The sequence below is a fragment of the Acetobacterium sp. genome (assembly GCF_036508315.1).
Taxonomy (GTDB): domain Bacteria; phylum Bacillota; class Clostridia; order Eubacteriales; family Eubacteriaceae; genus Acetobacterium.
Genome location: NZ_DATCHP010000015.1, coordinates 1 through 24583 on the forward strand (window position 1 = coordinate 1; position 24583 = coordinate 24583).

The 24583-nt window shown below is 39.0% G+C and carries 27 protein-coding genes and 2 riboswitches; of the genes, 16 read left to right on the plus strand and 11 right to left on the minus strand.

Annotated features, from left to right (window positions below):
• The 4 genes from VIK44_RS02070 to VIK44_RS02085 all read left to right on the plus strand — a co-directional run.
• A partial coding sequence (locus VIK44_RS02070; RefSeq protein ID WP_331552189.1) for an aldehyde ferredoxin oxidoreductase family protein occupies positions 1–1461 on the plus strand: 1461 nt, incomplete at its 5' end.
• Between the two features lie 64 nt (positions 1462–1525).
• Positions 1526–1762, plus strand: a complete 237-nt coding sequence (locus VIK44_RS02075; RefSeq protein WP_331552190.1) for a MoaD/ThiS family protein — start codon at positions 1526–1528, stop codon at positions 1760–1762.
• A gap of 206 nt (positions 1763–1968) precedes the next feature.
• A riboswitch (molybdenum cofactor riboswitch) is annotated at positions 1969–2099 on the minus strand.
• Positions 2100–2342: 243 nt separating this feature from the next.
• The gene (locus tag VIK44_RS02080; RefSeq protein ID WP_331552191.1) at positions 2343–4142 is read left to right on the plus strand and encodes an aldehyde ferredoxin oxidoreductase family protein; all 1800 of its coding nucleotides are present in this window, start codon (positions 2343–2345) and stop codon (positions 4140–4142) included.
• A gap of 64 nt (positions 4143–4206) precedes the next feature.
• A complete protein-coding gene (locus VIK44_RS02085; protein WP_331552192.1) occupies positions 4207–4443 on the plus strand; it encodes a MoaD/ThiS family protein in 237 nt (78 codons plus the stop codon).
• Positions 4444–4884: 441 nt separating this feature from the next.
• A riboswitch (molybdenum cofactor riboswitch) is annotated at positions 4885–5011 on the minus strand.
• Positions 5012–5372: 361 nt separating this feature from the next.
• Here VIK44_RS02085 and hisIE read toward each other — a convergent pair.
• The 9 genes from hisIE to VIK44_RS02130 form a co-directional block, all read right to left on the minus strand.
• Positions 5373–5993, minus strand: a complete 621-nt coding sequence (hisIE, locus tag VIK44_RS02090) for a bifunctional phosphoribosyl-AMP cyclohydrolase/phosphoribosyl-ATP diphosphatase HisIE (RefSeq protein WP_331552193.1) — start codon at positions 5991–5993, stop codon at positions 5373–5375.
• An 11-nt stretch (positions 5994–6004) separates the two neighbouring features.
• Positions 6005–6763, minus strand: coding sequence for an imidazole glycerol phosphate synthase subunit HisF (gene hisF / locus VIK44_RS02095; protein ID WP_331552194.1), 759 nt, complete (start codon positions 6761–6763; stop codon positions 6005–6007).
• Positions 6757–7479, minus strand: coding sequence for a 1-(5-phosphoribosyl)-5-[(5-phosphoribosylamino)methylideneamino]imidazole-4-carboxamide isomerase (gene hisA / locus VIK44_RS02100; protein ID WP_331552195.1), 723 nt, complete (start codon positions 7477–7479; stop codon positions 6757–6759). The genes hisF and hisA overlap by 7 nt, the downstream gene beginning before the upstream one ends.
• Positions 7476–8084, minus strand: coding sequence for an imidazole glycerol phosphate synthase subunit HisH (gene hisH / locus VIK44_RS02105; protein ID WP_331552196.1), 609 nt, complete (start codon positions 8082–8084; stop codon positions 7476–7478). Before hisH ends, hisA begins: the two co-directional genes overlap by 4 nt.
• Before the next feature lie 194 nt (positions 8085–8278).
• A complete protein-coding gene (gene hisB, locus VIK44_RS02110; RefSeq protein ID WP_331552197.1) occupies positions 8279–8866 on the minus strand; it encodes an imidazoleglycerol-phosphate dehydratase HisB in 588 nt (195 codons plus the stop codon).
• Positions 8856–9920, minus strand: coding sequence for a histidinol-phosphate transaminase (hisC, locus tag VIK44_RS02115; RefSeq protein ID WP_331552198.1), 1065 nt, complete (start codon positions 9918–9920; stop codon positions 8856–8858). Before hisC ends, hisB begins: the two co-directional genes overlap by 11 nt.
• A complete protein-coding gene (gene hisD / locus VIK44_RS02120) occupies positions 9920–11200 on the minus strand; it encodes a histidinol dehydrogenase (protein WP_331552199.1) in 1281 nt (426 codons plus the stop codon). Before hisD ends, hisC begins: the two co-directional genes overlap by 1 nt.
• A 12-nt stretch (positions 11201–11212) precedes the next feature.
• Positions 11213–11833: an ATP phosphoribosyltransferase gene (hisG, locus tag VIK44_RS02125; RefSeq protein WP_331552200.1), complete on the minus strand. Its 621-nt coding sequence runs from the start codon at positions 11831–11833 to the stop codon at positions 11213–11215.
• A complete protein-coding gene (locus VIK44_RS02130) occupies positions 11834–13090 on the minus strand; it encodes an ATP phosphoribosyltransferase regulatory subunit (RefSeq protein ID WP_331552201.1) in 1257 nt (418 codons plus the stop codon). It abuts the gene before it with no gap.
• A 407-nt stretch (positions 13091–13497) separates the two neighbouring features.
• Here VIK44_RS02130 and VIK44_RS02135 point away from each other — a divergent pair, with 407 nt between their 5' ends.
• From VIK44_RS02135 to VIK44_RS02150, 4 genes are all read left to right on the plus strand, one after another.
• Positions 13498–14169: an HAD hydrolase-like protein gene (locus VIK44_RS02135; protein WP_331552202.1), complete on the plus strand. Its 672-nt coding sequence runs from the start codon at positions 13498–13500 to the stop codon at positions 14167–14169.
• Positions 14170–14420: 251 nt separating this feature from the next.
• Positions 14421–15296, plus strand: coding sequence for a 16S rRNA (adenine(1518)-N(6)/adenine(1519)-N(6))-dimethyltransferase RsmA (rsmA, locus tag VIK44_RS02140; protein ID WP_331552203.1), 876 nt, complete (start codon positions 14421–14423; stop codon positions 15294–15296).
• Between the two features lie 95 nt (positions 15297–15391).
• On the plus strand, positions 15392–16291 hold the full coding sequence (locus VIK44_RS02145) for an ABC transporter ATP-binding protein (RefSeq protein ID WP_331552204.1): 900 nt from the start codon (positions 15392–15394) through the stop codon (positions 16289–16291).
• Positions 16288–17088: a hypothetical protein gene (locus tag VIK44_RS02150; protein WP_331552205.1), complete on the plus strand. Its 801-nt coding sequence runs from the start codon at positions 16288–16290 to the stop codon at positions 17086–17088. Before VIK44_RS02145 ends, VIK44_RS02150 begins: the two co-directional genes overlap by 4 nt.
• Positions 17089–17173: 85 nt before the next feature.
• Here VIK44_RS02150 and VIK44_RS02155 read toward each other — a convergent pair whose 3' ends face one another.
• Positions 17174–18067: a fumarylacetoacetate hydrolase family protein gene (locus VIK44_RS02155; protein ID WP_331552206.1), complete on the minus strand. Its 894-nt coding sequence runs from the start codon at positions 18065–18067 to the stop codon at positions 17174–17176.
• A 287-nt stretch (positions 18068–18354) separates the two neighbouring features.
• Here VIK44_RS02155 and pyrB point away from each other — a divergent pair, with 287 nt between their 5' ends.
• The 8 genes from pyrB (at position 18355) to VIK44_RS02195 (ending at position 24292) form a co-directional block, all read left to right on the plus strand.
• Entirely contained in the window at positions 18355–19284 is a 930-nt protein-coding gene (pyrB, locus tag VIK44_RS02160; protein WP_331552207.1) for an aspartate carbamoyltransferase, read from the plus strand.
• Positions 19277–19711, plus strand: a complete 435-nt coding sequence (locus tag VIK44_RS02165) for an aspartate carbamoyltransferase regulatory subunit (protein WP_331552208.1) — start codon at positions 19277–19279, stop codon at positions 19709–19711. Before pyrB ends, VIK44_RS02165 begins: the two co-directional genes overlap by 8 nt.
• A 16-nt stretch (positions 19712–19727) precedes the next feature.
• Positions 19728–20900: a dihydroorotase gene (locus VIK44_RS02170; protein WP_331552209.1), complete on the plus strand. Its 1173-nt coding sequence runs from the start codon at positions 19728–19730 to the stop codon at positions 20898–20900.
• Positions 20875–21735 carry an orotidine-5'-phosphate decarboxylase gene (gene pyrF, locus VIK44_RS02175; protein WP_331552210.1) on the plus strand — a complete coding sequence of 287 codons (861 nt, stop codon included), beginning with the start codon at positions 20875–20877 and terminating at the stop codon, positions 21733–21735. Before VIK44_RS02170 ends, pyrF begins: the two co-directional genes overlap by 26 nt.
• Complete coding sequence (locus VIK44_RS02180) at positions 21726–22427, plus strand: dihydroorotate dehydrogenase electron transfer subunit (RefSeq protein ID WP_331552211.1); 702 nt, start codon at positions 21726–21728, stop codon at positions 22425–22427. Before pyrF ends, VIK44_RS02180 begins: the two co-directional genes overlap by 10 nt.
• Entirely contained in the window at positions 22420–23325 is a 906-nt protein-coding gene (locus tag VIK44_RS02185) for a dihydroorotate dehydrogenase (RefSeq protein WP_331552212.1), read from the plus strand. The genes VIK44_RS02180 and VIK44_RS02185 overlap by 8 nt, the downstream gene beginning before the upstream one ends.
• A gap of 31 nt (positions 23326–23356) precedes the next feature.
• Positions 23357–23932, plus strand: coding sequence for an orotate phosphoribosyltransferase (gene pyrE, locus VIK44_RS02190; protein WP_331552213.1), 576 nt, complete (start codon positions 23357–23359; stop codon positions 23930–23932).
• Between the two features lie 174 nt (positions 23933–24106).
• On the plus strand, positions 24107–24292 hold the full coding sequence (locus VIK44_RS02195; protein WP_331552214.1) for a hypothetical protein: 186 nt from the start codon (positions 24107–24109) through the stop codon (positions 24290–24292).
• A 38-nt stretch (positions 24293–24330) separates the two neighbouring features.
• Here the strand turns inward: VIK44_RS02195 and VIK44_RS02200 are convergent.
• Positions 24331–24583 (minus strand): peptidylprolyl isomerase (locus VIK44_RS02200; RefSeq protein WP_331552215.1); only part of this gene is annotated, 253 nt, incomplete at its 5' end.

The window sequence follows — 24583 nt, forward strand, 5'->3', positions numbered from 1 at the left end:
GGAAAAGCGAGCTTGCCTGTATACATCAATATTGAAGAAGATAAAGTTGAAATTTTGCCAGCTTTGGATATCTGGGGCAAACTTGTTTCTAAAGCAAGTGCAGCACTTAGAGCAAAACATCCTGACGCCAAGGTAATGACCATTGGACCAGCCGGAGAAAAATTATCTCAAATGGCTGCGATTATGAATGAAGACGATCGTACTGCCGGTAGATCTGGTGTTGGCGCCGTTATGGGTTCTAAGAACTTGAAAGCCATTACCGTTAACGGCAGTCAAAAACCTGTTATTGCAAGACCAGACGGCTTAAAAGCTGTAACTAAAGAATGTCGGTCAATGCTTAAAGAAAACGGCGTTACCGGTTCAGGTCTTCCAACTTACGGAACTGCCATTCTTGTTAATATTATTAATGAACATGGCGTTTACCCTGTAAATAACTTCCAGACAGGCGGCGATCCATTAGCAGAAGCTGTCAGCGGAGAAACCTTAACGGAGAAATACTTGCTGAAACGTAACCCCTGTCATCATTGCCCTATTGGCTGTGGCCGTTGGGTAAAAAGCGACTTGCATCCAGAAGGTATCGGCGGACCTGAATATGAAACACTTTGGGTATTTGCAGGCGATTTAGGAATAAGCGATATGGAAATCGTTATTGATGCCAACTTCTGGTGTAATGAACTTGGTATCGATACCATTTCAGCCGGCGCCACTTTAGCTGCTGCCATGGAATTATATCAAAGAGGTTATATCACCGATGAACAATTGGATGATGATATTATCTTAAAATTCGGCAATGCTGATTCCGTTATTCATTGGCTCAAGAAAATGGGGAACAGAGAAGGCTTTGGAGATAAATTAGCGCAAGGATCTTATCGATTGGCAAATTCCTATGGCGTTCCAGAATACTCCATGTCTGTTAAAAAACAGGATTTACCTGCCTACGATCCACGTGGGATCCAGGGATTGGGACTTCAATATGCAACCTCTAACCGTGGCGGATGTCATGTTCGCGGTTACATGGTTTCTCCTGAAATTCTTGGTTTACCGGAAAAACTGGACCGTTTTGAATTAGCGGGAAAAGAAACCTGGGTTAAAATATTCCAGGATTTGACTGCTGTTATTGACTCTTCAGGTTTATGTCTCTTTACTTCCTTTGCTTTAGGTCCACAACAATATGCGGACATGTTAAATGAAACTTTAGGAACAGACTGGTCAGCAGATGATGTTCTCCTGGCTGGGGAACGGATCTGGAATATTGAAAAAATGTTCAATCTTGCTGCCGGTATTTTACCAGAAGAAGATACTTTACCACCAAGATTCTTAGAAGAAGAAATGCCAGCAGGTCCTACAAAAGGCCATGTTCTTAAGTTGGCTGAAATGCTTCCGCTTTACTATGCAGAACGTGGTTGGAATGAAGAAGGTATCCCTACTGATGAACGATTAAAAGTACTTGGATTACTGTAAAAATTTAAGAAGTACTGAAAGGGGCGATCTTTAGATCGTCCCTTTCTTATTAGAAGGAGGAAATATGGGAATCAAAATAAAATTATTTGCTACTTTTAGGGAAGGCCGGGGGAAAGTTGTCGAAATGGACTATACTCCCGGAATGACAGGCCAGGACGTCATTGATCATTTAGGGATTACAGCTCCTGAAATCGCAGCCATTATTGTGGATGGGGTTGATGGAAGTGTTGATGGTATGCTCCCGGTTACTATCAAAGAAGATGGCTATCTGGCAATTTTTCCACCGGTTGCCGGAGGCTGAAAGCAAAAAATAGAAAAACAAAACCAGCGTCAGGTGGTTAGGCCAACGCTGGCAATGTCCAAACGTTTTCTTAATCTTGGGAAAGATTACTAAATATGCTGGTTACAAATAAATAAAATTCAGGGACTTCATTAAAAAATAAAAAGACCACTCCGGTAGGAATGGTCTTTTTATTTTACACTGGAATAATGTAAAAGTAACAAGGATTGTTATCTTGCTAAGCCCCTTTTCCACACTGGGAGACATAACCGTTTCCAGTTATACCCATACCGGTTTAATTTCATAGTTCGGATCTAAAGAACTTTAGAAAAATTAAACTTCAGAGTTTCTTTTTATTGTATATCATAATCCGCCGGATGGCAACCAAAACACTGGAGTTAGTAAATAAAAGTTTTCTGTTGCATTATATGTTATATTAAATCATTATATATTTAATAAACTTTAAACAAATGCATATAAATATCAATGAAAAACATTAAATATTTAAATTTGCTTTAAATGAAAAAAACTGTTGATAAAAAAATATAAATTATGTATAATGAAGTCGGTTACAAATAAATAAAATTTAGGAGGACAACAAATGTTTGGTTACATGGGGAAAATATTACGTATCAATTTAACAACAGGTGTTATTTCGAAAGAGGATTTAGATTTTGAACTAGCAAAGAAGTTTATTGGTGGTCGTGGTTTAGGTACAAAGATCTTTTCGGATGAGGTTGATCCAAAAGTAGATCCTTTTGCTCCTGAAAACAAGATTATTATTATTAACGGACCTTTATCAGGAACAGCTACCCCAACCGGTGGACGTTACATGGTCGTTACTAAATCACCATTAACAGGGTGTATTGCATCTTCCAACTCTGGTGGAGAATGGGGAGCATACCTGAAATATGCTGGTTACGATGCAATTATCGTCGAAGGAAAAGCGAGCTTGCCTGTATACATCAATATTGAAGAAGATAAAGTTGAAATTTTACCGGCTTTGGATATTTGGGGCAAACTTGTTTCTGAAACCAGTACTGCACTGAAAGCAAAACATCCTGATGCCAAGGTAATGACCATTGGACCAGCCGGAGAAAAATTATCTCAAATGGCTTGCATTATGAATGAAGACGATCGTACTGCCGGTAGATCTGGTGTTGGTGGCGTTATGGGTTCTAAAAACCTTAAAGCCATTACGGTTAAAGGCAATAAAAAACCTGAAATTGCAAGACCAGACGGTTTAAAAACCGTAACAAAAGAATGTCGTGCTTTAATCAAAGAAAACGGTGTTACCGGTGGCGGACTGCCAACATACGGAACCGCTGTTCTTGTTAATATCATTAACGAACATGGCGTTTACCCATTGAATAACTTCCAGAAATGTTGTGATCCTGATGCAGAAGCTGTCAGTGGTGAAACTTTAACTGAAAAATATTTAATTAAACGTAATCCTTGCCATCATTGCCCAATTGGCTGTGGACGTTGGGTAAAAAGCCCGCACAGCGAAGAAGGTATCGGCGGACCAGAGTATGAAACACTTTGGGTATTTGCAGGCGATTTAGGAATCAATGACATGGAAGTTGTTATTGATGCCAACTTCTGGTGTAATGAACTTGGTATTGATACCATTTCAGGCGGCGCGACTTTAGCTGCTGCCATGGAATTATATCAAAGAGGTTATATTACTGATGCAGAATTAGATGATGATGTTATCTTAAAATTCGGCAATGCTGAGTCTGTTGTTCACTGGCTGAAGAAAATGGGAAACAGAGAAGGCTTTGGGGATAAATTAGCTCAAGGATCTTATCGATTAGCAAATTCCTACGGTGTTCCTGAATACTCCATGTCTGTTAAAAAACAGGATTTACCTGCCTATGATCCACGTGGGATCCAGGGAATGGCACTTCAGTATGCAACCTCTAACCGTGGCGGATGTCATGTTCGTGGTTACCTGATTTCACCTGAAATTCTTGGCTTACCAGAAAAACTGGACCGTTTTGAACTAGCCGGTAAAGAAACCTGGTGTAAAATATTCCAGGATTTAACTGCCGTTATTGACTCTTCAGGTTTATGTCTCTTTACTTCATTTGCTTTAGGTCCACAACAATATGCGGACATGCTAAATGAAACCTTAGGAACTGACTGGACAGCAGAAGATGTTCTTCTAGCTGGAGAACGTATCTGGAATATTGAAAAAATGTTCAATCTTGCAGCTGGTATTTTACCAGAAGAAGATACTTTGCCACCACGTCTTTTAAAAGAAGAAATGCCAGAAGGACCTTCAAAAGGCTGGGTTGCTCACCTTGATGAATTACTTCCACTTTACTATGCAGTACGTGGCTGGGATGAACAAGGTATTCCTACCAAAGAACGATTAGAAATTCTTGGATTACTATAAAAATTTAAGAAGTACTGAAAGGGACGATCTTTAGATCGTCCCTTTCTTAATATAAGGAGGAAATATGGGAATCAAAATAAAATTATTTGCTACTTTTAGGGAAGGCCGAGGGAAAGTTGTCGAAATGGACTATATGCCCGGAATGACAGGCCAGGATGTCATTGATCATTTAGGGATTACAGCTCCTGAAATCGCAGCCATTATTGTGGATGGGGTTGATGGCAGTGTTGAGGGTATGCTCCCGGTTCCTATAAAAGAAGATGGCTATCTGGCAATTTTTCCACCGGTTGCAGGGGGTTGAGAAACCATAAAAAAAGGGCAAAAAATACCAGAGTCAGGTTGGTTAGACTGACTCTGGTAAATGTAAAAGAAGTGTCCCGATATCTTAATAAATTTAAATATCCTGGTTACAAATAAATAAAATTTAGGGACATCATAGTTTCTTAATAAATTTAAATATTCTGGTTGCAAATAAATAAAATTTAGGGGGAGCATAGTTTCTTAATAAATTTAAATATTCTGGTTACAAATAAATAAAATCTAGGAAGTCACAGTTTTTCAATAAATTTAAATATCCTGGTTACAAATAAATAAAATCTAGGAAGTCATAGTTTTTCAATAAATTTAAATATCCTGGTTACAAATAAATATAATTTAGAGAAGCCATAAAAAATAAAAAGACCATTCCAGAAGGAATGGTCTTTTTATTTTACACTTAAATAATGTAAAACTAACAAGGCTTGTTACCTTGTTAAAGCCCCTTTTCCACACTGGGAGACACAACCGTTTCCAGTTATACCCTACCGATTTAAATTCATAGTCCAAATGTAAAGAACCTTAGAAAGTTAAACTTCGGAGTTTTTACTATATTTTAATTATACATCAAAAATATCTGAATTGCAAACAAAAAATAGGCTTTAAAGAAAAATAATTTTACTGAAATAATAAAAAAACAGCAGGTCCGGATGACCTACTGCTTTTTTTATATTAGGAATGAAAAGAAAAAGAGGAGATGTTCATCTCTTGTTACTATAATAGCGTCTGAACCTTTAGGGAAACTTTGAATCGTGTTAAACTTAAGTTAAATTAATTATATTTAGCACGATTCAAAATAGAAATCCTGAATTCGATAATTTCAGAAATGGATAGGAAATATTGTAAATAAAAAACGAGCGACCAAAGCCTCTCGTTTTTTCAATTATTTTGGCGTAATCATCACATACAATTGCATTATTTATGACGTTTTGTTAACTCCTTGAAAATATCCTCTAAATCCACATTTTGATTATTTAGCAGAACAAGGAGATGATAGATTAAATCAGAGGCTTCGCAGGCCAGCTCCTGGGGGTCATTATTTTTAGCGGCAATAATTGTTTCAGCAGATTCTTCACCGATCTTTTTACAGATTTTATCAACACCTTTTTCAAAAAGATAGTTGGTATAAGAACCTTCAACAGGATTGACCTTACGATCTGCAATAAGGTTGGTCAGATTCCTGAGAATCTCCACATTGCCAGAATCCAGATCCTCATTGGTTATAAGGTTGCGGTAAAAACAGGCGGTATTTCCTGTGTGACAGGCCGGGCCGGCAGGGATAACCTGAACCAGCAAAGTATCACCATCACAGTCGTAATCCACAGATACAACCGATTGAGTATTTCCAGAACTTTCGCCTTTAATCCAAAGGCTTTGGCGACTGCGACTGTAAAAAGTTGCTTTTTTAGTATCCAGAGTCAGCTTTAATGCTTCCTTATTCATCCAGGCCATCATAAGAACCTGACGGGTTTCATAATCCTGAACAATGGCAGGAACGAGGCCCGCCTCGTTAAATTTTATATTTGTTAATTCCATGGTCAACCTTTCTATACTCTTCTAACAGGTATTTTCTGATTATATAAATAATTTTTTAAATCACATATGGGTATTTCTTTGTAGTGGAATACGGACGCCGCTAAAGCTGCATCCGCTCCAACTTCAAACACTTTGGCAAAATCCTCCATTTTTCCGGCACCACCAGAGGCGATAATGGGAATAGTAAGGGTGTCGGATAAAAGCCGGTTCAATTCAAGATCATAGCCTTCTTTAATCCCATCCGCATCAATGGAATTAATGCAGATTTCTCCAGCGCCAAGATCCTGGCCGCGCTTGGCCCATTCAATGGCATCAATAAAAGTATTTTCCCGGCCGCCTTTGACATAAACATCCCAGGAGCCGTGGTCGTTTCGTTTGGCATCAATGGAAAGCACCACACATTGGGCACCGAATTTTAAAGCAGCCTCTCTGATGAGCTGGGGATTTTTTACCGCCGAGGAATTCACCGAGACCTTATCGGCACCAGCCATCAGCACCCGTCGAAAATCTTCAACCTTGCTGATTCCGCCGCCAATGGTAAAGGGAATACGAATAGCCTCAGCCACCTTTTCAACAATATCAATGAAAATATCACGGTTTTCATAGGTGGCAGTAATGTCGTAAAAAACTAACTCGTCCGCACCCTGTTCTGAATAATATCGACCCAATTCAACAGGGTCGGCAACATCCTGAATATTCAGGAATTTTTTACCTTTAACGACTCTGCCGTTATTCACATCCAGACAGGGGATAATGCGTTTGGTTAACATGTTTTAAGTTCCTCTTTGATGAGTTTTTCAAGATCAATGGACCCTTCATAAAGGGCTTTTCCGGTAATGGCGCCGTAAAGTCCCATGTCTTCCAGACGTTTCATGTCTGCAACACTGGAAACGCCGCCGGAGGCAATAATATTCATGTTCAAATGGGTATTTAAAACCCCGAGCATTTCAAAATTAGGTCCGGTCATCATGCCGTCTTTGGAAATATCAGTATAGACTAAGGTGGCGAGACCCAGACTTTCTAATTTACTGGCAAGTTCCAGGGCTTCCATATTACTGCTTTCAACCCAGCCTTCAGTACAGACAATACCATTCTTAGCATCAATGGAGACACAAACCTTTTCATCGTAAAGGGTTAAGAGTTTTTCGATGAAATCAAAGTCCTTTACAGCCTGGGTACCAATAATAATTCGGGCAACACCGATATCAATATAATTTTTGGCAATCTCTAAATTCCGAATGCCCCCGCCAAGCTCCACCGGAATGTTTAAAGTCTCAACAATTTCTTTTACCACCGACAGATTTTTTGGTTGGCCCTCAAAAGCACCATCTAAATCCACCAAATGCAAAAATTGTGCGCCTTTGGCTTCCCACATTTGTGCAACCTCGACAGGATTGTCAAAATAAATGGTTTCAGAATCTTTTTGTCCCTGTAACAATCGGACGCACTTGCCGTTTTTCAAATCAATTGCCGGAAATACAATCATGATAAAATCTCCTTAAAGTTTCTTAATAATTGAAGCCCAACCGTTGAGCTTTTTTCAGGATGAAATTGCATACCGATAACATTATCCCGCTGGACGATGCCGGGAACCTTAACGCTGTATTCGGCATAGGCAACGACATCATCAAAATTTTCAGGGGCGGCATAATAGGAATGAACAAAATAAACATAATCCTCAGGACCGATATTATGAACCAGGGGACTGTCCCTGTTGATGATAAGATTATTCCAACCCATGTGGGGAATTTTAAGACTCGGGGCAGAAAATTTGACAATTTCACCGGGTATATATGAAAGACCCTTAAATTCTCCATCTTCATAGCTTTTATCAAATAAAAGCTGCATGCCAAGACAGATCCCCAACAGGGGTTTGCCTTTTATTATATTGGCATCCAGAGAATCGATGAGATCGAATTTCCTCAGGTTTTCCATGGCATCAGAAAACGCACCGACCCCGGGAAGGATAATGGCCTCGGCACTATCCAGGACTTTTTTATCACGGGTAATAACACCTTCCAGGCCAACATCATCCAGGGCTGTATAGACATTTTTTAAATTTCCGACATCATAGTCGACAATTGCAATCAAAAGCGTTCCTCCTTATTGTTATAAATTTAGGCAATAGCTGTCGTTCGATGATCCGTGCTGTCTAGTTTATATGAAACAATTTCTCCACTCTACGTCGGACACTCTATCGAGATGTCCGCCTAAGACGTTACAAAATTGTTTATATAAACTGCCAGCACTCTATAAATTCTTTGTTCTTGTCATTGGCAATTTTTTTATTCGATGATTCCTTTAGTGGAAGGAATGTTTTTATTTTCGGGGTTAATGGCACAGGCTTCGCTTAAGGTTCGCCCCAGGGATTTAAAGATTCCTTCAACAATGTGGTGGTTGTTGGTGCCATAAAGGGAAGTAACATGAAGGGTCATTTTACTGTTGCTGGTGAAGGCCATAAAAAACTCTTCCAACATTTCGGTTTCAAAATCACCAATGAATTCTCGGGTCAGAGGAACATCATAAACCAAAGTACTCCGGCCGCTGATATCAACACAGACCCGACAAAGGGCTTCGTCCATCGGGGTAAACTGGAAAGCATAGCGGTTAATGCCCGCTTTATCTCCCAGAGCTTCATAAAAAGCCTTGCCGAGAAGAATTCCGATATCTTCAATGGCATGGTGGTTATCGGCGGTGTCTCCGGTGGCTTTAACTGTTAAATCAAAACCGCCATGTTTTGTGAAAAGGGTGAGCATATGGTCGAAAAATCCCACCTCGGTATTCACTTTGCACTGGCCACTGCCATCGAGGTTCAAACTTAATTGGATATCGGTTTCAGCGGTGGTTCGGCTTAGCGTTACTTTACGCTCCATTGTATACGACCTCCTTAATAATTGCCAGAATCTTTTGGTTTTCCTGGGGTGTTCCGATGGAAAAACGAATGCTTCCGGTTTCTCGAGCTTCATCTTTAAAATACTTTATTAGGATATTGTTTTGCAGCAGGGCTTCATAGATTTCTTCAGCCTGGGGCGCTTCAAAATAAATGAAATTTGAACCGGAGGGATAAAGCTTAAAGGCATTGAGTGCTTCTAAAAAAGCCATCGCTTTTTCCCGCTCAGCTTTTAAAATTTCAAGGTTACTTAAAATGGACACCCGATTTTTAAGTGCAATAACGGCGATTTTCTGGGTGAGTACATTCAGGTTATAAGGCCCTTTTACTTTGTAGAGAACATCAATGATTTCTTTATTTCCCAGGGCATAACCGCATCGTATTCCCGCTAAACCAAAAGCCTTTGACAAGGTTCTCAGAATTAAAAGCCTTGGGTACTTTGTTATCAGATCCACACTGGATTTCCCGAAAAATTCAATATAGGCCTCATCCAAAATGACTAAGGAAGGAACGGCATCCAATATTTTCAGAATATCGTCTCTTGAAAAAGTGTGACCGGTGGGGTTGTTGGGGTTACATAAAAAAACAAGCTTGGCATTGTTTTCGCAGGCTTCATCAATCATGGTATCAATGTCCGGTTGGTGGTCGGGCAAATCATTAACACGAATGTGTTTGGCGTCGGCAATGGTTGCCCAGATATCATACATGGCAAAAGAAGGGGAGTGGGAAACAATGACATCACCGGGATTGACAAAGGCCTGATTAATCATGGCAATGATCTCATCGGATCCGGATCCGCAGATAATCCCTTCTGCATAAACACCGGTATAGTCACTGAGCTCTTTTAATAATTCCGGAAAGCAGGCTTCAGGATAACGGTTTAAATCGGTATGACATATTTCATCACAAAATTGCTGCTTTAAAGCCATTGGAAAGTCATAGGGACTTTCATTGGCATTAACGATGATTTCATATTGAGGGGCATCCACTTTATAGGCGTTTAGATTTTTTATGTTTTTTCTTACCAGGGTTTCCATTAATTTTCAAACCGCCTTTCAACTGCTTTTGCATGGGCATCCAGCCCCTCACAACGAGCAAAGGTCGATATCTTTTCATAAACATTTTCCAGAGCGTCCCTGGAATAGGAAAGAATGCTGGATTTCTTAATAAAATCGTAAACACCCAGAGGTGATGAAAATTTTGCTGTTCCTGAGGTTGGAAGGGTGTGGTTAGGTCCGGCGAAATAATCACCTAACGGTTCAGGGGTATAGGCACCCATAAAAATAGCACCGGCGTTTTTGACCTTTTCAAGGGATTCCATAGGGTTGGCAATGAGGAGCTCCAAATGCTCAGGAGCAACTTTGTTGGAAAGCTCAAAGGCTTCATCAAGGGTTTTCACAATGAATACGAAACCGTAATCATCGATGGATTTTTTTGCAATGGCTTTGCGGTTTATATCTTCGTCAATTTGCCGATAAACTTCATGGATGACTTTATTTGCCAGAACTTCTGATGTAGTGACCAAAATAGGCATGGCCATTTCGTCGTGCTCAGCCTGGGAAAGAAGATCAGCTGCAGCATAAATCGGGTTCGCATTTTCATCGGCAATAATAAGAATTTCACTGGGACCGGCGATCATATCAATGTCAACTTTCCCGAATACTTCTTTTTTTGCCGTGGCCACATAAATATTTCCGGGGCCGACAATTTTATTCACGGGTTTAATGGTTTCAGTGCCATAGGCCAGAGCAGCAATTGCCTGGGCTCCGCCCAGTTTATAAATCTCATGAATACCGGCAATTTTGGCGGCAGCTAAAATATGGGAATTGATTTTTCCATCCGAACCCGGAGGGGTGACCATTACCAGCGAGTCAACACCGGCAACCAAAGCAGGAATGGCATCCATTAATACCGTTGAAGGGTAGATGGCTTTTCCCCCGGGGACATAAAGTCCTACCCGTTCAATGGGGGTGATGTGCTGTCCCAGAGTCACCCCGGGTTGGGGGGCATAGGTCCAGGTTTTTTCCAGTTGCTTTTCATGAAAAGCTCGAATATTTGCTGCGGATTCCCTGATAATATTCAGCAGGGCAACCGGCACAGAATCAAAGGCTTCCTGAATTTCGTCCTCGGTTACCTGGAGATGAGTAAGCTCGCACTTATCAAAGGCTCTGGTGTAATATAAAAGGGCAGTGTCGCCATTTTTTTTTACCCTGTTAATGATGTCCAGTACTGTATTTCTAATGTTATCCTGTTCATCTTCATTGCGTTTGAGAAGACTATTCAGATCCGTATTTTTGTTATATCTAATGATTTTCATTGGATTCCTTTCCTAAAGCTGGGTTTTAAACTCCTGAATAATAGGGTCAATGAGATCCCGCTTGGTTTTTAAACTCACCTGGTTCACCACAAGGCATGAGCTTATTTCACAGATTTCTTCGAGTACGGAAAGTCCGTTTTCTTTAAGGGTATTCCCGCTTTCCACAATGTCGACAATACAATCGGACAATCCGATAAGTGGTGCCAATTCCACAGAACCGTTGAGTTTTATAATATCAACCGATTGATTTTTAGTATTAAAATATGTTTTTGCGATAAGCGGATATTTGGTGCCGACCACCATTTTCTTTCCATAGGGAAGAGGTCGGTCTTCATATCCGGCTACACACATTTTACAACGGCCAATGTTTAAGTTTAAAAGCTCATAAACCTGGGCAGGATGTTCCAGTAAAACATCTTTACCCACAATGCCAATATCCGCAGCGCCTTTTTCAACATAGGTGGGAACATCTGGTGATTTTACCAGAAAAAATTCAATGGTGCCAGTGGTATCGGTAAAAATAAGCTTACGGCTTTTTTCTGAGTAATCATCGAAAATATAACCAAGTTCCATTAATAATTCAATGGCTTTTTTAGCAACCCGACCTTTGGCAAGAGCAAATCGAATAACCATTTACTTTACCTCTCTTTCGATTTCAATGGATTTCAGGGAGTGATATTGATCATTTTGAACAACACAGAGTTTCCCCTGAGATATAAAGTAGATTTTGGCATTTTTATATAAAGGATTTTCTTTAATTGACTGGATATGAAATCCCCAGTCAGAATTTATCATAAAGACCTCAGAAATTTCATTCTTAGCTCTCAATTCATTGGCAAGGTTATAGGCAGTTGATTTGTCGTCATAGTCATAAAAGATGACATGCCTGGATTGAGTATCTACCGGTAACAGTTTTTCCTGTTCCATGTAGTCAATCACTTTCATTAAGTCAATGGCAAAGCCACAGGCCGGTCTGGAAATGCCGAATTTTTTGGATAAATTGTTATAACGGCCGCCACTGATCACAGGTTCACCCCAGTTATTAATATAGCCTTTAAAATTAATATCGGAATAATAGTTCATCTGATTGGTGAAACCGAGATCAAAACTAACATAGTCTGCAAGACCCATCACTTCAAGATGACAATAAATTTCAGAAATCTTTTCAACAACCCCTTCCATTTTTTCATTCAGACAAAGAGCCTTCATTTCTTTTAATACGACTTTGGGTTCACCATAAAGGGTAGGAAGTTTGACAATAATATCTTTTGCATTTGCACTTAAATCCAAGGGTTCAAGAAAAGATGCAATGTCACCGATATTTTTATTTTCTATATACTTAAAAAGCGTTTCTCTTTCAGAGAAAGTTAAAGGCAATTCTTCAAAAAGATAATTAATGAATCCAACATGGCCAAGATCAATATGAACATCATTGATACCAATTTCCAGAAGAGAAAGAATAGCAAGGCCAATGACTTCGCCATCGCATTCCGGACTATCATTACCGAAATATTCAATACCGATTTGAGTAATTTCTTTTTTTATCATTTCAGGGCTGGAGAAATTTCGATATATATTGGTTTGATAAGAGAATTTAATGATTTCGTCTGAATTTGGATGGTTCATGGCAGCCATTCGAGTAACCGGCAGTGTCGCATCTGGTTTCAATACCAAAACTTTTCCCTGATGATTCACAAGCTTAAAGAGGTCGTCACAAGGAATAGAATCTTCATGAACATATAGGTCATAAGTCTCAAAGGTTGGCGTTGAAATTTGATGATAACAGTAGAGTCGGTACAGTTTAGTTAATTTATTAATAATTTTTTGGAGAGAATAATAATCTTGATGCTGAATATTTTCAAAGCCATCAATAGTGTAGTTTAAAAGCATGAGAACCTCCTACGCTTCATTACGTTAGTTTAGTAAAGTGTTGATCATAGTTTATCACATATTCTTGATTTGTCAAAGCTTTTAACCGGTTTTTAATCTTCATTTATTATAGTACACTTATGATTTCATGGCAAATCACTTTTTAACCCATTAAGTCAGGTAGATCTGTCATTAAGAGTATTATGAATAAGCAGTTTATGGCTTTTGATCATGGTATTATAATTATTTAACAAAATAGTCCTATTTGTCTTGAGAACTTTATAGTATAATGGTATATAAATAGTGGGAAATTGGGTCAAATCCCGAGAACATTTTTTGAATGACTGGTGAAGACATTGAGAAGTTACTGCAAGAGAAAACTTAAGGGTTATAAGAATAATCCCTAAAAAATTAAAGAGGAGTTATCTATGACCTATAAATGTGTGGTTTTTGATTTTGACGGCACCCTTGCCGATACAGAAGAAAAGGCCTTTAATATATATAATAAGCTTGCATCAAAATATAAATACAGTCCGGTAACCATGGAAGAGCTGCAACACATAAAAAATCTTCATATGAAAGAAATTCTGGAGATTGTAGACATTCCTTTTTATCGATTCCCAAGAGCGTTAAGTGAGGGACAGAAGCTTATGCGGGAAGAATCCAGTGAGATCCGAGCTTTCTCTCCGGATATTCATTCTTTTTTTACTGAACTCAAAAAAGATACCCAGCATGTTGGCATCTTAACCTCAAATATAAAAAAAACGGTGGCGGAATTTTTGGATACCTACAGCCTTCAGGAAAAAATTGAATTTATTTTGTGTTCAGCATTAATGTCTAAGAGTAAAAAGATAAAAAGAGTTTTACGAAAATATAATCTGCATTGTTCGGAAATGTTATATGTTGGGGATGAAACCCGGGATATCGATGCGTGTCATAAGGTGGGGATTGATGTGGTTGCCGTGAAGTGGGGATACAATACAGCTCTTGCACTTGAACGTTGTCACCCAACATATATGGTTGAAAATTTATGGGATGTCATTGATATTGTTAAGGATAAAAATAATTATTTGGATTTAAAAAAGAATACATCGAATTAAGGATTTGTACAGAGAGACATTTGTTGAATCGATGAATGTCTTTTTTTTTATTTGTGCCAGGATGAAGTTTTAAATGATGAGTGAAAATTCTTAGGTCTTTGAATCCAGAGTGCGAATAATTCACACAGGAATTTCAATCAATGAAAATATTCTAACCTAAAAGACTTCCCGGGTCAGAAAATAAAGGGTATAATAATTAGATTGTCGAGCATGTCTTTTTATGCATTGACACTAAAAATGAAAGGACATTTATGGAAAAATTAACATCACCTCGGGTGATTGATACCATATTAAGAAAGAACAATTTGCATTTTAATAAACGTTTCGGACAAAACTTTCTCACTGATGAAAATATTGTAAGAAAAATTATTGAGGCGGCAGAAGTCGATAAAGAGGATCTGATTTTGGAAATTGGTTCTGGAATTGGGACAATGACACAAGTTCTCAGTGAGTTTGCGAAAAAAGTAGTCAGTGTTGAAATTGACAGAAAACTTATTCCGGTACTTAAAGAAACCCTGGCTGATTGTACCAATGTGGAAATTGTGCAGGGAGATATCCTGAAAACAAATATTCGGAAAATTCTTGGAGATGATTTAGGAAAGATGCCCCTTAAGATTGTGGCAAACTTGCCGTATTATGTAACAACCCCGATTATTATGGGCTTTCTGGAGTCGGATCTGCCCTTTGAAACAATGACTTTTATGATACAGAAAGAGGTAGGGGAACGTCTTTGCGGGAAGCCTGGAACAAAAGCCTATGGTTCTTTAAGCATTGCTGCTCAGTTTTATTCAGATGTTACCATTGATTTTAATGTTCCTGCCCATGTGTTTATGCCGAAACCTAAAGTTGACTCGATTGTGGTTTCATTTAAAAAGCTTTCTCAGCCCAGAATACAGTTAGAGGATCAGAAGTTGTTTTTCAAAGTTGTTAAAGCAAGCTTTCTCAATCGCCGAAAGACATTGATTAACGGTCTGACAATGAACACTGACTATGAAAAGGAAACCATTCTCCAGGTATTGGAAGACTGTGGAATCGCACCTGGAATTCGAGGAGAAATGTTAACGGGATCCGAATTTGCAAAAATCGCGAATGGCCTTTTTGCTTTCGAAGAATCAGCAGAGTGTTAAGGCTTAAAAATGAAAGCTGGATTTAAAAATTCAGGTGAATCAGGAAAAATGCAAGTCTCTAAAATTGAATTTTGATTTAAAAAGGAGAAAATCGAATGATAGAAGTAAAGGATGCCACTCTTAAATATTCCAACGGAAAGGGAATATTTGACTTAAATTTTAATGTGAAAAAAGGTGAGATTTTTGGTTGTATTGGTCCGAATGGCGCAGGAAAAACCACTGTTTTTCGTATGCTGATGGGATTTTGCCGTCCGAACAAAGGGGTTGCCACTATTGGCGGATTTAATTGCGCAAAACAAACGACATCGATACAAAAAATAGTCGGCTATATTCCCGGAGAGATTTCATTTTTTGAAGGTATGCGGATAAATGAGTTCCTTAATTTCATGACACAGTTACGGGGAACAAAAACTAAAAATAATCAAAAAATAAGAGAGTCATTGATAGAGCGTTTTGAATTGGATACCCGAGGAAAAATTGACCGGTTATCAAAGGAAATGAAACAAAAACTGGCCATTGTAACAGCATTTATGCATGACCCTGAACTATTGCTTCTTGATGAGCCGACCAGTGGCCTTGATCCTCTCATGCAAACCCGTTTTGTGGATTTGATTTTAATGGAAAAAAAACGGGGAAAAACAATTTTAATGTCTTCTCATATGTTTGAAGAGGTTGAACGTACCTGTGATCGTGTCGGGATCCTTAAAGACGGCCGCATTATTGAACAGGATGACATCATTAAGCTTAAGGCAGCTGAGACCAAGTCCTATCTGGTTAAATTTGGGGCGCCTCCAAATCTTGAGGAGCTAAAAAAGTATGGATTTGTTTATAAGCAATTCGCAGAAAAAGACTTTGAAATCTTTTCACCTGGTGATCAGATTGATCTTTTGGTAAAAGCACTTTCCCATGAGAAAGTTTTAGTTTTAAATTCGAATGCCCAAACATTGGAAGAAATATTTTTTAAGCATTATAGCAAGGGGGCAAAAAAAGCATGAGTTTACCATTATTATTAAAAGATTTAAAGAATAACATAATATTGTTGCTCGTTTTTGTGATTGTGATGTCGATTTATCTTTCGGTTATTATTTATATGTATGATCCGAATGGGGCCGGTGCCTTAATAGACATGCTGTCAATGCTCCCAGTGTCATTGGTGAATGCCTTGGGTTTTAGCACGGTTGATGCAGGGCTGGCCGGGTTTATTGCCAGTTTATATTATGGATTTTTAATCTATCTCTTCCCAATGGTGTATTGCATTATTCTTGGGAATCGGCTGGTTGCAAAATGGGTTTATGACGGCTCCTTTGCCTGTCTATTATCAACGCCTAACAGCCGACTTAAAATCATCTTTACCCAGGGGATGTACATGCTCCTTTCGATTATGTTTCTATTTATTATTCTCTATTTTGTAGGAATTACAGTAAGTGAATCTTTGTTTAAAGGAATTTTGGATATTTCTCTTTTTTCTAAACTTAATCTTTGTGCCTGCCTGCTGACAATGACGATTGGTATGATTTGTTTTTTCTTTTCCTGTGTTTTTAATGACACAAATTTATCACTTTCCTTTGGGGCCGGGATTCCCATTCTTTTCTTTTTTCTGAACATACTCGGAGGAATTTCACAAAGGCTGGTATTTTTAAAAAATTATTCACTGTACAGCCTATTTAATGGACTTTCCATCATTAAAGGCGAAGCGAATATTGGTTTGATTTGTACGGTATTTATTGTGATGATTCTGCTTCTCTTTGCCGGAAGCTTAGCCGTTTTTCAGTATAAACGCCTTCCGATTTAAAGGCGAAGCAAGTTAGTATAAATAAAAATCGTCTTAAAAATGCTATGCATTCTTAAGACGATTTTTCCATGCTCCAAAGTTTATTCTATTCCATAATATTTCTCAAAAGTCCGATTTTTTCAATTTCCGACTCAATAGCATCGCCATGCTTTAAAAATACCGGTGGATTTCTGGCAATGCCTACACCAGCCGGAGTTCCTGTAAGAATGATGTCCCCGGGAAGCAACGTCATGCCCTGGGATAAGTCGCTGATAATGGTAGGAATATCAAAAATCATTTTACCGGTTGAGGCGTGCTGTCTGATCTCGCCATTAATACGGCAGGTCAGTGCAATGTCAAAAGGTAGAGGCAAGGACTTTTTATGGAGGATGGCTGGGCCAAGTGGGCAGAAGGTATCCAGGCTTTTACCTTTAAACCACTGGGAATGTTTTAATTGAAGATCTCTGGCAGAAATATCATTGGCAATGGTGTAACCAAATATATAAGCTTCAGCTTCCGCCTTGGAAATATTTATTCCCTTCTTCCCGATGATAACGGCTAACTCAACTTCATAATCAATTTTTTCAGTGGTATTTGCATGGGATAAAATAACGGTGTCAGGTCCAGTGATTGAGGTAGAAAGCTTTGAAAAATATATGGGATATTCCGGAACTTCTCCCATTGATGGAATATTTTTTATTTCCTTTGCATGGTCAGCATAGTTTTTTCCAATGCAGAAAATATTTCTGGGTGTCTTAGGAATAGGGGCTAAAAGCTTTAAGCGACTAAGCTCAATTCCAATGCCCGGGTTATCAGATATTATTTTACGAATATCTGATAATAATGCATCAGTAGCCAAAGGGATAAAACCGATTAAATGCTCAGGAAGATTAAGTCCCATAAGTTTGCCAAGGACGGTAAAAGGTAAAACTTTTTTAGTATCTTTAATCAGGATACCACTTTCATTAAGTGTGTTAAATTGAAAAGTTACGAAATACATAAATTAATTCTCCTTTTTTTTATAAATCATAACATTTAAAGTTTTAAACTTCTATAAATATTATCTGAAGTTCACCTTTACTTTCCAGTAAAGAGCATTGACAATTTCGCTGATTTAAATTATCATTATTATATACAAGTATGCTTACAATTATTGGGCTTGGATTAAAGGTTATGAAATAAAAGAGTCATTGAATTAGGATTAAATGCCTGTTGCAAGGCATGCCGCTGTTATTATTCAGGCGGTTTGTTTTTTGCCCATAATAGAGTATATGAAGGAGGAACACCATGTTAAAAGGAAGACATCTCATCGAACCTGGCGACTTTAAATTAGAAGAAATTGAATCGATCATGGAGCTGGCTGATAATATTATTACAAACCCAAAGGGTTATTCTTTAGTTTGTAAGGGAAAATTATTAGCCAGCCTTTTTTATGAGCCATCCACACGAACACGTTTCAGCTTTGAGGCTGCCATGTTACGATTAGGAGGGGAAATCATTGGATTTGATGATCCCAACAATTCTTCCGTTTCCAAAGGAGAAAGTCTGGGAGATACGATACGCACCATTGAATGCTATTCAGATATTGCTGTGATTCGTCACCCCAGAGAAGGTACAGCGCGATTGGTATCCAAGTTTGCCAAAGAAATGCCCATTATTAATGCCGGGGATGGCGGACATGAGCATCCCACTCAAACGTTAACCGATTTGTTAACTATTCGAAAATATAAGGGTGGCTGTGACAATCATGTGGTTGGTGTTTGTGGGGACCTTCTTTTTGGAAGAACCATTCACTCTTTAGTGAAAACACTGAACCGTTATCAGGGAATCACATTTGTTTTTATATCACCGAAAGAATTGAAAATGCCTGAAAATATTCTCAATCAGTTAAATCCGGATACCTATCGGGAAACAACGAATCTTGATGATGTCATTGGTGAACTTGATATCCTGTATATGTCCAGGGTTCAAAGGGAACGTTTTGTGAGTGAGGAAGAATATCTTCGGTTAAAAGATTATTATATTCTTGATAAAAAGAAAATGAAGAAAGCCAAAACAGACATGATTGTTATGCATCCTTTGCCTCGGGTTAATGAAATTGCCATTGAGGTTGATGATGATCCCAGAGCTGTTTACTTTAAACAGGCGAAGTGTGGGATGTATGTACGCATGGCTCTGATCGCAAAACTTTTGGGTGCGGAGGAAAACAATGATTAATGTATCGAAGTTAAAAAAAGGAATCATTATTGATCACATTGAAGCAGGACATGGCTTTGAAATATATAAAGAACTCCATCTCAATGATATTGATGATGTGGTGGTGCTTTTGAAAAATATTCCCAGTAAAAAGATGAAGCAAAAAGATCTCATTAAAATCGAAACAGATCTGCCAATAGATATGAATGTTTTGGGTTTGATAGATCCCAATGTTACCATAAATTTTGTAAAAAATGGCGAAATGTACAAGAAAATTACGCTGAACTTACCGAAAGTTGTTGAAGGGATTATGAAATGCAAAAATCCCCGGTGCATTACTCAACACGAGGATGTCAAAGAAATAAAATTTTATCTGGTGAATGAAGAGAAAAAACAATATCGCTGTGAATATTGTGATGCCTATACCACCTTTATGGGAGAAGAATAACAAGAAGGAGGGTCAAATGAAGACGCTGATCACGAATATTGAAATGGTTGACGCCCTTGGACGACGACCCGGAAAAGTTTTAATTGAAGATGGTGAGATCAAAAAGATTTACAAAGAAAAAGAATCAGTGGAAACAGATTTTGATGAGGAAATTAATGGTGGCGGACATGTGCTCCTGCCAGGCTTTATTGACATGCACTGTCACCTGAGAGATCCTGGGTTTGAATACAAGGAAACCATGGAAACCGGAATGAAAGCAGCCATAAAGGGTGGGTATACGTCATTAGTTGCCATGGCCAATACAAACCCCATCATTGATAACTCGGATGACCTTTTGAAAAATCGCGATAAGGCGGTTGGGTTAAACCTATGCCAGCTTATACAAGTGTCGGCGTTAACCAAAAATTTTGGCGAAGATGACACAGTGGATTTTGATTCATTACGCCCTCTTACTAACGTGTTTTCCAATGACGGTGTTTCGATTCTCAATGAAGATATTATGAAAAAGGGTTTGGAAGCCTCAACTGTCCACGATTTTATCCTTCTGACCCACTGCCAACCGGAAACCACTTTAGTAAAACGGGATGTTGCACTTTTGGAAAAGCTGGGAGGGCATCTTCATATATGCCATATCAGTAAAAAAGACACGTTAGAAGCCATTCGTCTGGCAAAAGACAAAGGATTGGATATTTCCTGTGAAGTCACCCCACACCATGTTTTTGCATCAGCCATGGATTTTAAAGTAAATCCGCCTTTCAGAACAGACCCTGATCGTCTGGCCCTGATACAAGGGATTAAGGCTGGCATCATTGATATGTGCGGCACCGACCATGCTCCCCATTCTGAAGAAGATAAGAAAAATGGAGCCCCGGGAATCAATAATTTTGAAATTGCCTTTCCCATGTATTACACGGTATTTTCGCAAAACGGCATTAGTCTTGAAAAACTCAGTGAGATGTTAAGCGATGCACCTGCAAAACGATTGGGTTTAAAGACAGGGCTCATTAAAGAAGGTTATCCAGCGGACTTGGTTCTGGTGGACTTAAATTGGGAAGGGAAAATAAATCCCGAAGATTTTATTTCAAAAAGCAAAAACAACCCCTTTGGAGAAGAGCTGCTCAAGGGTAAAATATTAATGACTATCGTGAAGGGAAATGTAAAATATGATGATTATCGATCAACTTTATAAAGAGGCAATTGAGAAAGGCCCGATCTGCGTGGGTCTTGATACAACGCTTTCTTTTTTACCAAAGTATCTCGTTGCCAGAGACTGGTCTGACGGTGAAAAAATAACAGCGTTTAATAAGAACATAATAGATGCCACCCTAGATATAGCGGCTACCTACAAGGTGCAAATTGCGTGTTATGAAGCCCTGGGCATGGATGGGCTAAAGGCCTATAGTGAAACCGTAAAATATGCCCGAAATAAAGGTAAGATTGTTATTGGGGATGTGAAGCGTGGGGATATTTCTTCCACCGGAGATCAATATGCCAAAGGCCATTTTACCGGAGACTTTGAAGTGGATATTATGACCATTAATGCCTATATGGGAGAGGATGCGGTATCCCCTTATTATCCGTATCTGAAGGAAAATAATAAGGGAATTTTTATTCTCCAGCGCACATCAAACCCGAGCGCAGGGGACTTACAGAATCTTGTGGTTAATGGTCAATCCGTCTATCAGATCATGGGGGATAAAATTGAAAAATGGGGAAAAGTTTTTATGGGAGAAAGTGGATTCAGTGCCATTGGTGCAGTGGTCGGTTTAACCCGACCTGAAGAATTTGAAGCCATTCAGAATCAAAGTCCCCATACTTTTTTCTTAGTGCCGGGTTACGGTGCCCAGGGTGGTACCGGCCGGGATATTGCTGAAATTTTAAAAAAATCACGATGTGCAGTGGTTAATTCTTCCCGTGGACTGATTACTGCCCATCAAAAAGCAGGTTGTGAGGATGAAGGCTTTGCTGAACATGTGCGAAAGGCCACCATTGCCATGAAGGAGGACATTCTTCAATGGCTATAATTCAAAGTAATGATTGCCTGATCCCTTTAATTTATAAAATGAGCGTGAATTTTACCGGAGAGGTTTTACCGGGACAGTTTTTTATGCTCCGGGCCTGGGATAAAGATCCTCTATTATCCCGGCCTATCAGCGTTCATGATTATAAGGCTGGTAAACTCACGTTTTTGTACCAGGTAGTCGGCAAAGGCACCGGAATTTTATCAAGGTTAAAATCCGGGGATGCAGTGGAAATCCAAGGGCCCTATGGCAATGGTTTTCCGGAAGTGAGTAGAGATCTTTGTGTGGTTGGCGGAGGCATTGGGATAGCCCCTTTGTACTATCTGGTAAAGAAATATAAAGAAAAAAACCCCCTGGGAAACTGTCGTGTTTATTTAGGATTCAGAGAGAATTCCTATGGTGTTGAGGCATTTAAGTCGATTGCAAATGAGGTGATTATTGACATTGGTGGAATAATTACACATCATGTAAAGGTAAAGCCCAATGAGGTAGTGATGACCTGTGGTCCTGAAATGTTAATGGCATCAGTCGCAAAAGCAGTGCCACTCGAAAATCAGGTTTATGTGTCTATGGAAACCCATATGGCCTGTGGCATCGGTGCCTGTTTAGGCTGCACCTGTGAAACTAAATCAGGGAATAGAAAAGTTTGCAAGGATGGTCCGGTATTTTTAAGAGAAGAGGTATTTTATGTCTAAACGCTTAGAAACAAAGTTTAATGATATTCTCTTTAAAAATCCGGTTATTCCAGCATCCGGTACCTTTGGCTTTGGTCGGGAATATGAAGCCTTTTATGATCTGGAGAAATTAGGAGGACTTTGTACCAAGGGATTAACATTAGAGCCAAGAGTTGGAAATAAGGGCATACGACTTTGGGAAACCCCGGCAGGACTAATGAACAGCATTGGTCTGGAAAACCCCGGAATAGATGCCTTTCTTGAAAATGAATGGCCCCATCTCAAAGATATCAACACCGTTACCATTATTAATGTCGGGGGAAAGGATGAAGAATCCTACCTCAAGGCCATTGAAAAATTAAATGCCATTGATGCCCAGCTCATTGAATTAAATATTTCCTGTCCCAATGTTAAGACAGGCGGAATGGCTTATGGTATCAAGGTAGCCACAGCAGAAGATATCACAAAAAAAGTGGTTGAAATTTCAAAACATCCGGTTATGGTGAAGTTATCTCCCAATGGTGATGCGATATCTGATATCGCCTTAGCCTGTGAAGCGGCTGGAGCTCAGGGGATTTCCCTGATTAACACGCTTCTGGGAATGGCCATTGACACTAAAAAAAAATCAGTTGTTTTTAACAACCTTTATGCAGGTTTATCCGGCCCGGCTGTAAAGCCCATTGCGCTGCGAATGACCCATCAAGTCTGTCAGGCAGTAAAGATTCCTGTTATGGCCATGGGTGGAATCAGTACCTGGGAGGACGCTCTGGAATTTATTATGGCAGGGGCAACCTGTATTCAGATAGGCACTATGAATTTTAACAATCCACAGGCCCCTATTGAAATGATTGAAGGCCTGGAAGCTTACTGTGAAAAAGAAAGTTTGTCCAATATCTCAGAAATACGTGGTATCATATAAATAATTTAGCAAACAAGGAATGAGGAATGGTATGAGTAAAGAAATATTAGAACTATTAAAATCAACTGACGCTTTTTTAGAAGGTCATTTTTTGCTGTCCTCCGGGAAACACAGTGATCAATATGTACAATGTGCAAAGGTTTTGCGATTTCCGGATGTTGCAGCAAAGGTACTGACCCCGGTAGTTGAGCAATTAAAAGCTTTGGAAATTGACAAGGTGGTGGGTCCAGCCATGGGTGGGGTCATTGTTTCCTATGAAATTGGTCGTCAGCTAGGAAAAGAATCTGTTTTCACTGAACGAAAAGATGGGGAAATGCAATTGCGACGGGGTTTTGAAATTAAACCCGGAGAAAAAGTCATTATTACCGAAGATGTGGTAACAACGGGAAAGTCCACCATTGAAACAAAGAAAGTATTGGAAGCCATGGGGGCTGAAGTCCTGGGGGTTGCCTGTATTGCAGACCGACGTGCTCCAGGGGTTGAAATCAATATGCCCATTTATTCGGCCATTAAGCTTGAAATCACCGCTTGGGATCCTGATGACTGTCCGGTATGTAAAGCTGGAAAAGTTGCCCTTGTAAAACCAGGATCAAGAGGGAACGCTTAAATTTTATTTAAAATACTGATAGAATATTAATGATACAGAAAGTAACCCTTAGGAAAAGTAAATAAAGACAGTATAAACCTGAAATTAAGTTTATAAGGTGTTATATTGGGGTATAATCCAATATAACAGTTATTGCCGAAAGGCGTAACAAAAAAAGAATTCAGGAGGAAATAAATGCACGGTCATGAAACAAAAGAAGAAATGCAATGCTGCATCGCTAATCATAAAAAAGAAATTGTAGCATGTTTAGCGGTAATGGCAATGGTTAAATTGGTGATTATTGGATTAGTTTGCACACATAAGCACCATCACCACCATCACCATGATTGTTGTAAACCAGAAGCAAAAACAGAAGAATAAGTAAAAAAAAGAGACGGAGATAAGTATCTCCGTCTTTTTTATAATCCGTTTTGAATTTCAACTTTATATTTTTTCTTCAGATCTTTAACCTTGCTGATGAACGCCTTATTCTGTTTTTCACGTAACAGGAAGTTGCGAACATTATCTTTGATTGAATCATAAGAAACGTTTTGTGATTCTTTTCGATCAGTGAGCTTTATCACATGAAAACCAAACTGGGTTTGTACCGGAACCTCGGTCATTTCGCCCACTTCCAGAGCAAAGGCAGCTGTTTCAAATTCAGGAACCATC

Coding starts and splice junctions, on each gene's coding strand:
- VIK44_RS02075 (WP_331552190.1), top strand. CDS start 1,526: ATGGGAATCAAAATAAAATTATTTGCTACTTTTAGGGAAGGCCGGGGG.
- VIK44_RS02080 (WP_331552191.1), top strand. CDS start 2,343: ATGTTTGGTTACATGGGGAAAATATTACGTATCAATTTAACAACAGGT.
- VIK44_RS02085 (WP_331552192.1), top strand. CDS start 4,207: ATGGGAATCAAAATAAAATTATTTGCTACTTTTAGGGAAGGCCGAGGG.
- hisIE (WP_331552193.1), bottom strand. CDS start 5,993: ATGGAATTAACAAATATAAAATTTAACGAGGCGGGCCTCGTTCCTGCC.
- hisF (WP_331552194.1), bottom strand. CDS start 6,763: ATGTTAACCAAACGCATTATCCCCTGTCTGGATGTGAATAACGGCAGA.
- hisA (WP_331552195.1), bottom strand. CDS start 7,479: ATGATTGTATTTCCGGCAATTGATTTGAAAAACGGCAAGTGCGTCCGA.
- hisB (WP_331552197.1), bottom strand. CDS start 8,866: ATGGAGCGTAAAGTAACGCTAAGCCGAACCACCGCTGAAACCGATATC.
- hisC (WP_331552198.1), bottom strand. CDS start 9,920: ATGGAAACCCTGGTAAGAAAAAACATAAAAAATCTAAACGCCTATAAA.
- hisD (WP_331552199.1), bottom strand. CDS start 11,200: ATGAAAATCATTAGATATAACAAAAATACGGATCTGAATAGTCTTCTC.
- hisG (WP_331552200.1), bottom strand. CDS start 11,833: ATGGTTATTCGATTTGCTCTTGCCAAAGGTCGGGTTGCTAAAAAAGCC.
- VIK44_RS02130 (WP_331552201.1), bottom strand. CDS start 13,090: ATGCTTTTAAACTACACTATTGATGGCTTTGAAAATATTCAGCATCAA.
- VIK44_RS02135 (WP_331552202.1), top strand. CDS start 13,498: ATGACCTATAAATGTGTGGTTTTTGATTTTGACGGCACCCTTGCCGAT.
- rsmA (WP_331552203.1), top strand. CDS start 14,421: ATGGAAAAATTAACATCACCTCGGGTGATTGATACCATATTAAGAAAG.
- VIK44_RS02145 (WP_331552204.1), top strand. CDS start 15,392: ATGATAGAAGTAAAGGATGCCACTCTTAAATATTCCAACGGAAAGGGA.
- VIK44_RS02150 (WP_331552205.1), top strand. CDS start 16,288: ATGAGTTTACCATTATTATTAAAAGATTTAAAGAATAACATAATATTG.
- VIK44_RS02155 (WP_331552206.1), bottom strand. CDS start 18,067: ATGTATTTCGTAACTTTTCAATTTAACACACTTAATGAAAGTGGTATC.
- pyrB (WP_331552207.1), top strand. CDS start 18,355: ATGTTAAAAGGAAGACATCTCATCGAACCTGGCGACTTTAAATTAGAA.
- VIK44_RS02165 (WP_331552208.1), top strand. CDS start 19,277: ATGATTAATGTATCGAAGTTAAAAAAAGGAATCATTATTGATCACATT.
- VIK44_RS02170 (WP_331552209.1), top strand. CDS start 19,728: ATGAAGACGCTGATCACGAATATTGAAATGGTTGACGCCCTTGGACGA.
- pyrF (WP_331552210.1), top strand. CDS start 20,875: ATGATGATTATCGATCAACTTTATAAAGAGGCAATTGAGAAAGGCCCG.
- VIK44_RS02180 (WP_331552211.1), top strand. CDS start 21,726: ATGGCTATAATTCAAAGTAATGATTGCCTGATCCCTTTAATTTATAAA.
- VIK44_RS02185 (WP_331552212.1), top strand. CDS start 22,420: ATGTCTAAACGCTTAGAAACAAAGTTTAATGATATTCTCTTTAAAAAT.
- pyrE (WP_331552213.1), top strand. CDS start 23,357: ATGAGTAAAGAAATATTAGAACTATTAAAATCAACTGACGCTTTTTTA.
- VIK44_RS02195 (WP_331552214.1), top strand. CDS start 24,107: ATGCACGGTCATGAAACAAAAGAAGAAATGCAATGCTGCATCGCTAAT.